The 12,815-nt window shown below is 43.3% G+C and carries 14 protein-coding genes and 1 pseudogene; 9 read left to right on the plus strand and 6 right to left on the minus strand.

All coding sequences use genetic code 11. The features are described 5' to 3' along the window. The coding region (gene tnpB, locus AC1DWN_RS16805) for an IS66 family insertion sequence element accessory protein TnpB (protein WP_477560066.1) at positions 1-135 on the plus strand (135 nt) is incomplete at its 5' end. Positions 136-272: 137 nt separating this feature from the next. Continuing rightward, a complete protein-coding gene (gene tnpC / locus AC1DWN_RS16810; protein ID WP_477560053.1) occupies positions 273-1,853 on the plus strand; it encodes an IS66 family transposase in 1,581 nt (526 codons plus the stop codon). A gap of 349 nt (positions 1,854-2,202) precedes the next feature. Here the strand turns inward: tnpC and AC1DWN_RS16815 are convergent, their stop codons facing one another. Continuing rightward, the gene (locus AC1DWN_RS16815) at positions 2,203-2,376 is read right to left on the minus strand and encodes a hypothetical protein (RefSeq protein ID WP_477560054.1); all 174 of its coding nucleotides are present in this window, start codon (positions 2,374-2,376) and stop codon (positions 2,203-2,205) included. A gap of 187 nt (positions 2,377-2,563) precedes the next feature. On the opposite strand from AC1DWN_RS16815, the gene AC1DWN_RS16820 reads away from it, so the two are divergent. Then, positions 2,564-3,043 (plus strand): hypothetical protein, encoded by a 480-nt coding sequence (locus tag AC1DWN_RS16820; RefSeq protein ID WP_477560055.1) that lies wholly within the window; start codon positions 2,564-2,566, stop codon positions 3,041-3,043. A gap of 49 nt (positions 3,044-3,092) precedes the next feature. Here the strand turns inward: AC1DWN_RS16820 and AC1DWN_RS16825 are convergent, their stop codons facing one another. After that, positions 3,093-3,860, minus strand: coding sequence for a glycosyltransferase family 8 protein (locus AC1DWN_RS16825; RefSeq protein ID WP_477560056.1), 768 nt, complete (start codon positions 3,858-3,860; stop codon positions 3,093-3,095). Positions 3,861-3,865: 5 nt separating this feature from the next. Continuing rightward, a complete protein-coding gene (locus tag AC1DWN_RS16830) occupies positions 3,866-4,942 on the minus strand; it encodes a glycosyltransferase (RefSeq protein ID WP_477560057.1) in 1,077 nt (358 codons plus the stop codon). 409 nt (positions 4,943-5,351) lie between these two features. Here AC1DWN_RS16830 and AC1DWN_RS16835 point away from each other — a divergent pair, with 409 nt between their 5' ends. Further along, positions 5,352-6,074, plus strand: a complete 723-nt coding sequence (locus tag AC1DWN_RS16835; RefSeq protein ID WP_477560058.1) for a restriction endonuclease — start codon at positions 5,352-5,354, stop codon at positions 6,072-6,074. 353 nt (positions 6,075-6,427) lie between these two features. Here AC1DWN_RS16835 and AC1DWN_RS16840 read toward each other — a convergent pair. Continuing rightward, a pseudogene (locus AC1DWN_RS16840) lies at positions 6,428-6,730 on the minus strand (IS4 family transposase); the annotation flags it as partial. Next, on the minus strand, positions 6,711-7,022 hold the full coding sequence (locus AC1DWN_RS16845; protein WP_477560059.1) for a hypothetical protein: 312 nt from the start codon (positions 7,020-7,022) through the stop codon (positions 6,711-6,713). The pseudogene AC1DWN_RS16840 and the gene AC1DWN_RS16845, both read right to left, overlap by 20 nt. Positions 7,023-7,241: 219 nt before the next feature. Here AC1DWN_RS16845 and AC1DWN_RS16850 point away from each other — a divergent pair, with 219 nt between their 5' ends. The 3 genes from AC1DWN_RS16850 to AC1DWN_RS16860 all read left to right on the plus strand — a co-directional run bounded on the left by AC1DWN_RS16850 (position 7,242) and on the right by AC1DWN_RS16860 (position 9,980). Continuing rightward, positions 7,242-8,030, plus strand: a complete 789-nt coding sequence (locus AC1DWN_RS16850; protein WP_477560060.1) for a class I SAM-dependent methyltransferase — start codon at positions 7,242-7,244, stop codon at positions 8,028-8,030. Between the two features lie 321 nt (positions 8,031-8,351). After that, complete coding sequence (locus tag AC1DWN_RS16855) at positions 8,352-9,065, plus strand: DUF4275 family protein (RefSeq protein ID WP_477560061.1); 714 nt, start codon at positions 8,352-8,354, stop codon at positions 9,063-9,065. A 117-nt stretch (positions 9,066-9,182) separates the two neighbouring features. Further along, complete coding sequence (locus AC1DWN_RS16860) at positions 9,183-9,980, plus strand: lipid II flippase Amj family protein (RefSeq protein WP_477560062.1); 798 nt, start codon at positions 9,183-9,185, stop codon at positions 9,978-9,980. 180 nt (positions 9,981-10,160) lie between these two features. On the opposite strand, the gene AC1DWN_RS16865 is transcribed toward AC1DWN_RS16860, so the two are convergent. Further along, on the minus strand, positions 10,161-11,015 hold the full coding sequence (locus tag AC1DWN_RS16865; RefSeq protein ID WP_477560063.1) for an SDR family oxidoreductase: 855 nt from the start codon (positions 11,013-11,015) through the stop codon (positions 10,161-10,163). A 179-nt stretch (positions 11,016-11,194) separates the two neighbouring features. On the opposite strand from AC1DWN_RS16865, the gene AC1DWN_RS16870 reads away from it, so the two are divergent. Together AC1DWN_RS16870 and AC1DWN_RS16875 are read left to right on the plus strand one after the other, a co-directional pair. Next, a complete protein-coding gene (locus AC1DWN_RS16870; RefSeq protein WP_477560064.1) occupies positions 11,195-11,614 on the plus strand; it encodes a DUF2203 family protein in 420 nt (139 codons plus the stop codon). Positions 11,615-11,853: 239 nt separating this feature from the next. Continuing rightward, on the plus strand, positions 11,854-12,815 hold a 962-nt coding region (locus AC1DWN_RS16875; protein WP_477560065.1), incomplete at its 3' end, for a proton-conducting transporter transmembrane domain-containing protein.

Genomic DNA, 12,815 nt, shown 5'->3' on the forward strand with positions numbered 1-12,815 from the left:
CGCAACAAACTTAAGATCCTGTACTGGGAACACAACGGTTTTTGGCTGTTTTATCGTCGCCTAGAACGAGGCACATTTGAGTGGCCCAAAGGGAATGAAGGAGCAATCACCGTCTCTAGCCGCGAGCTTCGCTGACTGTTAGATGGACTTGCCCTCAGCCAGCGGCAAGCACATCCACAAGTGACCGCCCATACCGTCATTTGACGAAAATGTTCGCCATTTCGACATACCTAAAAGTAGGATTTAGCGCGCCATATACGAATAAATAGAGTATGGAAAATCATACCGAAAATCAATCCCTTATAATAGAAGAACTAAAACAAAAAACAGCGAAGCAAGACGTACAAATTACAGAACTGTCGGCCAAGCTCAAATGGTACGAAGAGCAGTTCCGTCTTGCTCAGCAGAAGCGTTTCGGGGCCTMGAGCGAGAAGACGCAYCCYGATCARWTGGAGCTKAATCTGTTCAATGAAGCTGARGTGCTGGCGACGCCGGGCACCCAGGAACAGGACATCGAGACGGTTATCTACAGTCGCAAGAAATCTGCTGGTAGTCGAGAGGCTAAGCTGGATCAATTCCCTGTRGARACGATCACGTACACGTTGCCTGAGGGGGAGCAAGTCTGCGACTGCTGTGGATGTGCCCTTCATGARATGAGCACCGAGACGCGAAACGAAATCACCRTYAKYCCYGCRGAAGTGAAGGTGACACGRCATGTTCGTCAGGTSTATGCRTGCCGCCRYTGTGAGCGCGAGGAAATTCRTACACCAATCGTRACMGCTCCSATGCCAAARCCYSTCTATCCRGGRAGTTTRGCTTCYCCWTCCATCMTKGCAYATGTCATGAGCCARAAGTATGTRGACAGCCAGCCGCTATATCGGCAAGAGCAGCAGTTTGCCCGTYTAGGTCTAAYAATCTCTMGGCAGACRCTYGCKAACTGGATGATGTACGGYGCRGATCAATGGCTCTCGCTGTTAACGGACCGCATGCGGGAGCACCTACTGGATCGGGACATCCTACATGCCGATGAGACTACCCTTCAAGTGCTGCGCGAACCGGGGAAATCGGCGGAGTCAAAGTCGTATCTATGGCTGTATCGAACAGGTCGCATGGGTCCGCCCATCGTCCTGTACGACTACCGGCCAACACGCGGCGGCGAGCATCCGCGAAATTATTTAAAAGGATTCAGCGGTTACCTGCATGTGAACGGTTATCCCGGCTACCACAAGGTACAAAGCGTTAAACTAGTTGGATGCTGGGCGCATGCGCGGCGAAAATATGACGAGGCGCTAAAAGCACTGCCGACCTCCCAAGACAGAACGAAAACGGCTGCACAGCAGGGTCTCCAATTCTGCAATCAGCTCTTCGCCATTGAGCGTGAGCTGAAAGAAAAGAGACCAGAAGAGCGTTACACCATCCGAAAAGAGCGAAGTGGGCYTGTTCTGGATGCTTATTTGCTATGGCTTCGCCAAGAGCGATCCCGCACATTGCCGAAGAGCAAGCTTGGAGAGGCTATCGGTTACAGCCTAAACCAATGGGACAAGCTAACGATGTTCTTAGAGGACGGACGGCTCGAAATCGACAATAATCGTAGTGAACGAGCGATTAAACCTTTTGTCATTGGAAGAAAGAATTGGCTATTTGCCAATACACCTCGCGGGGCCAAGGCGAGTAGCATCATTTATAGTGTAATGGAAACAGCAAAAGAAAACGGGTTGAATCCGTTCAACTATCTGGTGTATGTGTTCGAGCAACTTCCGCAGCTATCCGATCCAAAAAACCCGGAAGCGCTGGACAAGCTATTGCCTTGGTCGACATTATTACCGCTGACTTGCCACGTGTTTAAGTCTTAACTCTATTTATGTAGCCCTCATCTTGATGACAAGGTGGGGGCTATTTGACGCTTACGTAGCCGCGGTTCTGGTAACGCTAATCAATACCAGTTTCATCCTTTATGAAACTACAGCACGATCCATCTACCGCTATGCGCAATTACTTTAAAGTAACAGTCAATTTACTACTCATAAGCTTGCCATGAGTTTATAATAAGATCATCAGATCACTCAAACAAAAAAAATGACTCTGGAAAAACTGAATACTCTCTCTTCCGCAGGATATAGTTGCTTTTTATTCCCTTTAAATCAAGCCATTCTTACATCTGGAAAACTTACGATTTAAACCATCGCAAAGATTTAGTACAAGTCACACTCTGACATTGATTGACAAACGGTTGAGATAATAGAAGCGGACCGCCCATTCTAATGGGTCATGCTTTGGCATAGGTTCGTTCTGCCACCGTTCGAACAGCGCCCTGCTTACTGGAAGGCTCTCCAAAACCGGAGAATCCGCGATTTCTTGGGCGCGTAATCTATTCACCAGTAAACCCTCCTTATTGTTGTGGCACTCCTATTCTCCTCATTTTTCATAATAATATCCATCTGGCTTCGTCGTCACGATGCTTGGAATTTTGCCTAAAAATCTCTCAAATCTGTTCCACTTGTCCACACGCTTCGGTGTCTTCATACATATTCTATTTTAACAATATGTAAAGGGGGCATCCTGGTTGGGGCAATACATTACTGCTGCCGATCGTCAGGCCATCAAGAATTGGATCCCGAAACTGACGCGTCATGGGATCGGGGTCGAGGCGACGTTGAAAGTCTTGGATTTACCATATCCCTTTATTGGAGCCGGCAAAAGCCGGATGGTGTTCGACCTCGATGAGAAACACGTGTTAAAAATCGCTTATAAGAAGGCTGCTCTTAATACGAACGAAAGGGAAGTTCGACTGTATCAAACGGTTCCTTCCAAGCTCCGTAAGTATTTAAGTAAGATTGAAGACTACGGAGACGGTTGGATCGTCATGGAGAAGTGGGAAAAGTCGGTTCCGAAATCGAGAGAAAAAAAGAAACTGCCTGCTCTAAAAAAAAAGTTCGCGGCAGTGGGCTTTCGTCTTACGGATGCGAATGGTTCCAATATTCGCTGGAATCCGAAAAAGAATCGAATTGTGATGATCGATTACGCCAATTACGAGCGCAAATAAGCCGCTGTCCCGTTCCTGCCGGCGAACGGGACAGCGGCTTTCGTTTATCCTACCATTTTAGCGTTTTCGCGTATTTCTTATATGCTTTCCGAAACGGGTGGCCATGCTTCCAAGGCTTTTTCGGTCCCGTGTAATGGATAATGGCCGGTTTCGCTTTTTTGTTTCGACGTGCATATGTCGTGATGAAGTTCCATTTGCGAGAAAGTTTCCGCCACTTTCCTTTAATTACGCCGTTCATCGGGTCCTGACTGCAGTACTCGATGGATTTTCGATGCTTTTTGCTGAACTTAACGATTTTCTTGGCGATGTTCTGTTCCCGCCATTTCTTCAAGTTCAGCAGCATAACCCCTGCATTGAAATAGCGGGCTCTCTTCGGCATGCCGAGTTGTTTTTTCTTGCGGCGGGACACATTGTCCTTTTCGACCGCCGCTGCATAGCAGCCTCTTAAATTTTTTTTCCAAAGTTTACAAATATCCTTCTGAACGATCATGTCGCTGTCGAGGTACAGCGCCTTCGTCACGTTGTCCCCAAGCAAATTCGGGATCGCGATCCGGTAATAGGTCTCTTGCGTCAAATAATTTTTCTCTTTTAAGTCTCCGAACAGCGATTGGGGGATCGTCAGAAATTGGACCTGCGCACCGCTGGAAACTGCGACACGCTCCAATCTTCTCTTATTTTTGTACGAAAGCCCGCTCTCGATGATATACAACTGTATATTTTCGGCACTTTTCGTATTTGAAAGCATAGAATGGATCATGACCCCGAGCGGCTTCGCATATTTATTGTTGGTCGCCGTTACAATATGAATGGTATCCATCCCGTTCAACTCCGTTTCCTGAGAAGCTCGTCGTAATACTGTTCTTGCACTTTGATTTGCGTGGGCAAATGAAAGGAATTCACGACTTTCCGTCTCGCTCGTATCGCATAGGCAATGGCTCGGTCCGGGTCTCGCAGCAGCCGTATGATCGCATCCGCCAGCGCTTTCGCGTCCTTTTCTTTAACCAATACCCCTTCCTTCTTGTGCGTAATTAATTCGGGAATGCCCGCATGGAACGTCGATACGGCAGGCACGCCGCAGGCCATCGCTTCTTTTAACACGTTCGGGATGCCCTCGATCGCGCCGTTGCGCGTCGTATGACTCGGGAGACAGAACAAATCCGTACGGTGCATCTCTTTGACGATTTTGGCGTTTGGCATCGCGTCCTTAAGCTTTACGGCGTCCTTGAGACGAGCGGCGCGAATATCGCGTTGCAGCTCCTTCTTATCCTTCGGCTCGCCTTTCCCGACGATGACCAGCTTCGCCTTCGGCAGCTTCGAGCGTACGATCTTGAAGGCTTGGAGTAGAACGGGCAGCCCCTTCTTCCCCGTTAGGCGGCCGACCATGAGAATTCGGAATTCGTCGTCCTTGGTCGTTTTTGTGCCGCGGAAACAAAATTTATCGGTATCGATGCCGCCGTAAAGCACTCTGATCCGTTTTTTCGGAAACCCTAGCTTAATCAACTCTTTCTTGAAATACTTGCACACGGGCAAAAATAAACTCCCGTACTTTGCCAATTTCCGGTAGGCTTTCTTGTTGCCTCTCTTGCGCGAAGATGCGTCGTTTCCGCGAAAACTGACGATCAGCGGGATATTCCAGCGTCTCGCGATCGGCAACATCTTATTTGCGTCAAATCCCAAGTGACAATGGATTGCTTTCACGTTGTGCTTTTTGAAGAACGCACCCCAGTCTCGAATATCGCCGCGGTACACGTACTCGTAGGGATACTCCCGTTCCGAACTTCGGCGCGGAAACTCTCCGATTACGATCGAATGATACGACCGAAGCCCTACGATTTGACGATATTTAAAATCCTGATTCACTTTGATGTCCTCGGCCAAATAATGGATGATCGTGTCCACAGAAGCACCTCCTCTCTTTATTTGATTCTATAATCTATGACGTTAACCATGGCTTGCTTGTACATTCACCCTATCTTTCAAGAAAAAGGCAGAAACCGCGGTATTTGCGTCTATTAATCTCTAATAGACAAGTGGCGGATGCAATTCAATATTTGGATATTATTGAACAAGAACTAGCTTGATTTTTCATTGTTTGTATATGGAGTAATAAAATCATATTMGGAAGCGTCAATCAAAGAGAGTCGTTGGGAAAGCGTTCCATCGGCTCTTTTTTTGTTCAGGAGGAACCTTGCACGGCCAGCTCGTGCGAGATCCGCGACCATATCGCTAATTTTACCCTTAACATTCTTATATAGATCAAATTTCCTAAGTAATTGATCGATATGATAACCAGAGGGAGATTGCGGATGTGGCTAGAAGAAGGAAGAAAGATGAACTGGAACCTGAGCAGGCATTAGTTCTTTTGCTTATGATAGATGCCGGCTGGGGAGCTTATAAGCTTACGCACTCATGGTTCACAGTTGGGTTGGCTGTTGGTTGTGTGATCGCGGCATATATTATGATTTTGCTTGCGATCAAAAAGAAGCGTGATGAGCGGCTCAAGCGATCTGGAATAGCTGAGATCGATAAGATGGTTGGACATCTCTTTAAAGCACATGGCTATGTAGTGGAAGTAACGCAAGCTTCCGGTGACTTCGGAGCTGACCTGGTGATTACAAAAGCAGGTAAGAAGAGTGTAGTACAGGCAAAACGTTACAGTAAGAACGTAGGGATTAAAGCTGTTCAGGAGGTGCAAGCTTCCATTGCACATTACGGTGCTTCTGAAGCTTGGGTTGTATTAAATAGTGATTATACAGCTGCTGCTAATACGCTAGCTAAATCAAATGGAGTTCGTTTAATTAATCGGATACAGCTAATTGAAAAGATATTGGTGTTGAACGGAGCAGTCGTTATGCCAACTGCTGAACCAGTTGTTGAACAACCAATAGCTGAAGTGAAGCAGGAACAATATGATGATCCTGAGTGTGATCGCTGTGGTTATTTAATGGTAAAACGAAAAAGCACTCGCGGAGAGTTTTATGGATGTTCGAACTTTCCGAGATGCAGGCATACACAGGCGATGTTTGAATAACTTATTTGATAAGAATTATTTTGCAATAAAGAAGCCCCAGCATCAAGAGCTGGAGCTTMTATAAGTAGATAATTGGAATTCAGATTCGAGCAGAAAAAACGGTGTCCGATTGGTGTCCAAGCCCTTCGAAAGTTGAATCGATTTACCCTACTCTATAATAGAAGGGAAATTTAAATCTTTGTTTTTAAAGGGGCTCGTCCATGTTGGAGGAGGATGCAGTAAGGCAAGTGTAAGCCTTCCAAGCTAATAGCGTGGGTTCGATTCCCATCACCCGCTCCAACTAATGTATCGTAAGCTCTTGAGAAATCAAGAGCTTTTTTGTTGTTTAAATATAAGTTTTTTTGTTTATTAACTCAACTTTCGCAGCTTAAATTAGGCAGGTAACCCTTGATGTAGCTGGGCAAACCGGCGATCCATTGCTGGAGTTGTGTTTGAATGAGTGTTGTGATCTTCTTATTGGCTTTCTTTGCGATATCCTCAATCAACTCCATGAGTTGCTTTAAGGCAAGCACCCAATCTAATTGGTTGACTTCATCACAAAGTAAATAAAACAAGCCACCTAATGTACGGTGATCGTTACTTTGTCGATGTTGCCATGCCAGTAAAATGTAACGCGAGAAGACAATGGTGGTATGACTAATAAGCTGATACGCGCGTTTGATAATTTTGATCTATCCATCGTTTAACTATGGTGAAAATAACAAGGATAATTGCGGCCGACATCCACCACATAAGAGTCTGAAAGCGGGAGGTATCTTTGTTTGGCAAAATATCATCGACGATAATTTGTATGAACTTTAGGACGAGCATATAGACTGCGGATATTATAATGCCAAGCGCTAAGCTAACACCGACTTGGACTCGATAGGGTATTAAAAACGATAACACCCAACGATAAATACGTCTGAAAGCGATAGGTGAACCTTCCAATGACTGCTTTTCTTGCATTGCATCGAACCCTCTCTTCTTCTAGATTCAGCTTATCAATATACCTGAAGTTCCTCTTTTTGTAAATAGCTTCAAAGTGCGGATTTTGAAGCTTTAGAGTCTTATATTTTTATGGTAGAGATTATGTTGAATAAAAAGGATTCCTTAAAGTATGATATGGGGTGTGAACAATCATAATACTGAAGTTGATGGTAGGTATGATTGAAAGGGGCGGGCACAATGAGTGAATGGAGAGAGCTAACGGCAGAATCGCAATCCAGATGGGACGAGAATGCAGAGTTCTGGGATGATTATATGGGCGAACATAGCAATCGGTTTCATCGTGAGATTATAAGACCGAAGACGGAAGAGCTTTTGGCAGTAAGAGAAGGTCAAACTATACTGGATATTGCATGTGGAAACGGTAATTTCTCACGAAGATTAGCAGAGTTAGGCGCTCATGTGCTTGCTTTTGATTTTAGTGCAGTAATGATTGAAAGAGCAAAAGCGAGGTCTGTAAACTGTCCGTGTCCTATTGATTATCAAGTAGTGGATGCTACAAGCGATGAAGCGTTGATGGGATTAGGAGCACATACATTTGACAGTGCTGTGTCCAATATGGGATTAATGGATATAGCCGATATTACACCACTAATCAAAGCACTTCATGTTTTACTAAAAGACAACGGGAAAGTTGTTTTTTCTATCCCACATCCTTGCTTTCAAACACCGGGCTTGAGAAAGATTCATGAGACTGAAGAAAGTAATGGGCAAATTGTTTCAAGAAATAGTATTCAAATTTCAAAGTATTTATTGCCGGAACCCTTCGAAAGTATAGGTATACAAGGACAGCCTGTCCCACATTACATATTCCATAGACCCTTATCTTATTATGTGCATCTATTTTTATCTTCTGGGTTTGTGTTGGATGGAATGGAAGAACCAAGCTTTGAAAAAGATGAAGTTAATAGCAAGTTTGATTGGTATGATATCCCACCCGTCATTATTTTGCGATTTATGAAGCGCTAACCTATCCAGCTCGGTAATTATCCTAATTAATACTGAAAAATGGTTGCTTGACGGATTCACCGAAATCACTAATAAGCGCTTTTGCTGAGGCGGTGACGCGGCTTTATTCAAAGGGTGAATTCTGATCGGGCATCATAACCATATGAAGGGACTATCCAATAGGCCAGGAATGACCTATTAGAAAGTCCCTTTAATTATATTAATGACTTATTCGCGATCTGATTATAAATATGGGAAATATATGGTCATCTATCATTTTTGGAGTATAATGGAAGTGCGTTTCAGAAAACCGAGTAAATAGGTTGTTTAGGGGGTTATTGAATGTTTCCTAAAAAGAGGCATGTAACAATTGACTCTGAAGGTCGGGTTGACAATGAAGAGGATGGTCAAGTAAGTGTGGTTGTGACATTTCCTGATCGTACAAGTTGGCTGACTCATTTCTATACTTTTAAATGTGTTGAATCTATTCGCCAGAATTATTTGAGTTTAGGAAATAGACCATATATGTGTCCATCTAATCCTCTAATTTTAGTGGATATCATAAGCAGAGCGCGTATTGAAGCAGTTATTGATGAGGATGAAGTCAAGCAGATTCTATTTGGCGAACGAGACGAGGGAGCGTATAATCTGAATCTGCTGGATGTGCTAAAAGATAGGAATATTATTGTTTCCCAGTTGAACAACCAAGGACCAGAGTTAAAAAACAAATGGGCAAATATTTTTACGAAAGACTTAAGTTATGAAGAACAACAATTGATCTATTTTGACCAGTTTCTATGGCATCTATTTAGCTATAAAAAAAGACCATGTTTGAAGAATGAACTTGCTATTGAGGCTTTCAATAATTTGAAAAAGCAACAATGTTTTATTTTTTATCAGGATAGGGATCATGCGTTGTTTGTTATTAATGGGGCCGATCTAGAATTGGATTATTTTGAACTGGATTCTGATATATACATAGTGGATAAAGATTTTAAATGGACATACGTAAAGACGCATGAATCGGATTGTGGACCGTATTTTTGTGAATTGTAATCAATAGCTAATCATTAATAGTTGATGTTATACGAATTAATAAAGAAAACCAATTTAGGTCTATTCAGCTAAATGTGGGATCAATTTGGCCACTTTAATAGGATGAGGAGTGTTGTTTTGTTCGAACAAATAGTCATTGTTGCGCTATTTACCTTTATTATTCATCTCTCAGAGACACTTACATACTCGCTTCGATTAGCAGGAGTACGTTTAGGGAAATTAGCAGTAGCCTTGTCTTTGACTGGAATCATACTTTTAATATCAAGAACAGCCAATATGGTTCAAGGTCCACTTACCGGTAATATCATAGATTTCGCAAGAGCAAATCCAGATTTTGATGTCATTACCCAGATGAGGATTATTATAGGTTCAGCTACAGTCGGGACATTTGTTGCATTATTACTATTTCCATCAGCCGTTTTTCTTGCTTCTAGATTAATATCCCATTTAGAAGTAGCAGGCTCCATTCCACAGATGATTCGTTCAGCCGTTTCCATTCAAAAAATAAGTAATACAAAATACCATTTACGCCTACCCAAGCTATCGATGCTATCACGATTAAGAATCGGAGGTATTCCTAAAAGGATAGTGATTCTTAATATAGTGGTAACAGCCATATATACAATAGGAGTATTAGCCGCCTTGCTTGCTTCTACTTTAACAGTAGAAAAGGCAATGACGGCAGCACAGGCATCAGGTCTAATTAATGGAATTGCGACAATATTACTAACGATACTCATTGATCCGCAAATTGGTTTAATTACAGATAAGGTACTTCGAGGAGAAAAAGAAGTTGCCGCACTTAATAAGATTTTTGGATTATTAATGATATCCCGATTATTGGGAACCGTTTTTGCTCAGCTATTATTGGTGCCAGCCGCTCATTTGATCAAATGGATTGTAATTGCAATATAGATTATCCCATGTCTAGGAGGTGCTGAAGTTTGCGATATTCCATTATCGGGCTGATTGCTTCAGTAGGATGTATCTTTCTTTGTGGCATGTTTTTGTTCTGGAATCCGTAATATAAAGCGGTTATTCAACGGCAATAGGTCGGTAGTCTAGAGTGAATTAGTTCTAATTTTTGAAACTAATTTACTTACCCTTTCGTGTCATTTCAGCAAGCACATTCCATTGTTCAGAAGTAACCTCTGACAGACTATTGAATTGACCTGCGCCCTGCAGCCATTCGCCACCGTCAATGGTAACGACCTCCCCGTTAATATAACCTGCATAGTCTGAGATTAAATAAGCCGCCAAATTAGCAAGCTCTTCTTTATCGCCGACCCTGCCTAGCGGAATTCTACTTATCATTTTTTCTTCCAATTCAGGAGTAGGAGAGAGGCGGGACCAAGCACCTTCCGTTGGAAAAGGCCCAGGTGCGATGGCGACCTGCCGAATGCCATAGGGTGCCCACTCTACAGCAAGGGAGCGGGTTAGAGCCAATACACCTGCTTTTGCAGCAGCAGACGGAAYGACATAACCTGAACCAGTGGCGGCATAGGTTGTCACTATGTTTAGCATGGTTCCACCACGTCCTTGCTCAATCCATCTTTTTCCGACCTCTAGGGTTGTATAGAAGGTACCATRCAGCACGATATTTAAGACGGCATCCACTGCCTTCGGTGAGAGACGCTCAGTAGGACTTATGAAATTTCCAGCCGCGTTATTAATAAGTACATCGATATGTCCAAATTTAGCCTCTACCGCATCCATTAGCTCGAATATTTGTGCCGGGTCTCTAACGTCACAGCTTTTGTAAAACACCTCGCTTCCATGGACACTCATTTCGTCGGAGGCCTGCTTCAATACGTCCTCACGACGGCTAGCGATTGCGAGTTTTGCACCTAGCTCAAGAAACTTTTCCCCCATAGCACGTCCAAGTCCTGTCGCGCCTCCTGTAATCAGCACTACCTTATCCTTCAGCAAATCACTCGAAAAAGCTCCCATTGGCCACTCCCCCTTAAAACAGAATGTATCTTACATAAATTTTTGCATACTTATTCATATCAAATGGGGGAGTAGCTTATGTTTAAGGTTTCTATGTTAGTGGGGAAATAAAGCTTTTTTTCGTATTAAATGGAAATGGGGGGCAGTTTCTAGTAGACTTAAAGGCAAGGAGTGGATGTATGATGGAAAATAAAACGTTTACGCTGAGTGAAGCAAATGCCCTGCTTCCGCAGCTAAAAGTTGACTTGATTAGACTTCAGACATTATCACAGCAATTTGAGGATCAATATGTAGAGCTGCAAAGCGAAAAAAAAGCATACAAGCAATCATCTGTCGAGCCTGTTGCTATACAAGATCCGTTTTTCGAAGCGGAGAGCCAACTTGAGTTTATGCGTATAGAGGCTGATCTGTTGATTGAAAACTTCAAACGAAAAGGCGTTCAACTCAAAATGATTAATCCGGGGCTGATTGACTTTCCTTCGGTGCTGAATGGCGAAGATATTCTTATTTGCTGGAAGGAAGGCGAAGAGAGCATCGGTCATTATCATGGCTTGGATGATGGATTTGTTGGCCGAAAGCCGTTGCCTGATCATTTATAAATAGAGCAAATGTTCTTGACAATAATAAGCTGACGGGGATATACTAATCTTGCTTTTGTTAACAATCGAATACGTATGTTTTATCGGAGGAGCCTGCCAACAGCGGGCTCTTTTTGCGTTTTTTTGGAAATTAAGCAGAAAAGGACGACTTTTATTGGAAATTGGAGATGCTTATGTAGAAGTGAGTTAAGGGGTTTCGAAGCAAATATAGTTTCACAAAAATCTAAGGAGTGGAAATATTGTCTCTACTGCATATCGCTATCATCTCACCGTTCTTATTTGCAGCATTTGTCCCATTCCTGCATAAGTGGCTGAATCGTATTCACACAGGGTGGTTCGTTTTGCCTTTACCGGTACTGCTCTTCGTTTTTTTTCTAACCTATATTCCTTCCGTACAAGATGGAGAGAGCATGAAGGCGGTTGTTCCCTGGATTCCGTCTCTAGGTGTTAATTTTACGGTTTATTTGGATGGTCTAAGCTTATTATTCACTCTGCTTATTTCGGGAATAGGAGCTCTAGTTATCCTTTACTCCATTTTCTATTTAAATAAGAGGAAAGAAGAGATTCATTCCTTCTATGTTTATCTGCTCTTATTTATGGGGGCTATGCTTGGGGTCGTCATTTCAGACAATATGATGGTGTTATACGGGTTTTGGGAACTAACCAGCATTTCTTCATTCCTCCTCATTGCTTTTTGGCATAAGAAGGAGAAGTCGAAGTATGGTGCCTTAAAATCAATGCTTATTACGGTTTTTGGCGGCCTATCGATGCTGGCTGGATTTGTACTTATGTATGTCATGACGGGTACATTCAGCATTAGAGAGGTTATCGGTCAAGTAGATATGCTGGCTGGGAACGACTTGTTTATTCCCACTATGCTTCTTATTTTGCTTGGTGCTTTTACGAAGTCAGCGCAGTTTCCCTTTCACATTTGGCTGCCAGATGCGATGGAAGCTCCAACTCCGGTAAGCGCATATCTTCATTCTGCAACGATGGTTAAGGCTGGTCTATACTTAGTAGCACGCTTTAGTCCTATATTTGCTGGTCAAGCGGAATGGTTCTGGCTCGTATCAGGCGTTGGGATCACGACCTTGATATATGGGTCTTATCGGGCGCTAAAGCAAACGGATTTGAAAGCGATACTTGCTTTCTCGACGATAAGTCAACTAGGACTCATAATGAGCTTGCTTGGACTTGGATC

Source organism: Paenibacillus sp. P4_A7, from assembly GCF_056402455.1.

Excerpts from the sequence above, each read along its gene's own strand:
- AC1DWN_RS16870 (WP_477560064.1), top strand. The coding sequence starts at position 11,195 with ATGATGGAAAATAAAACGTTTACGCTGAGTGAAGCAAATGCCCTGCTT.
- AC1DWN_RS16845 (WP_477560059.1), bottom strand. The coding sequence starts at position 7,022 with ATGCAAGAAAAGCAGTCATTGGAAGGTTCACCTATCGCTTTCAGACGT.
- AC1DWN_RS16850 (WP_477560060.1), top strand. The coding sequence starts at position 7,242 with ATGAGTGAATGGAGAGAGCTAACGGCAGAATCGCAATCCAGATGGGAC.
- AC1DWN_RS16825 (WP_477560056.1), bottom strand. The coding sequence starts at position 3,860 with ATGGATACCATTCATATTGTAACGGCGACCAACAATAAATATGCGAAG.
- AC1DWN_RS16855 (WP_477560061.1), top strand. The coding sequence starts at position 8,352 with ATGTTTCCTAAAAAGAGGCATGTAACAATTGACTCTGAAGGTCGGGTT.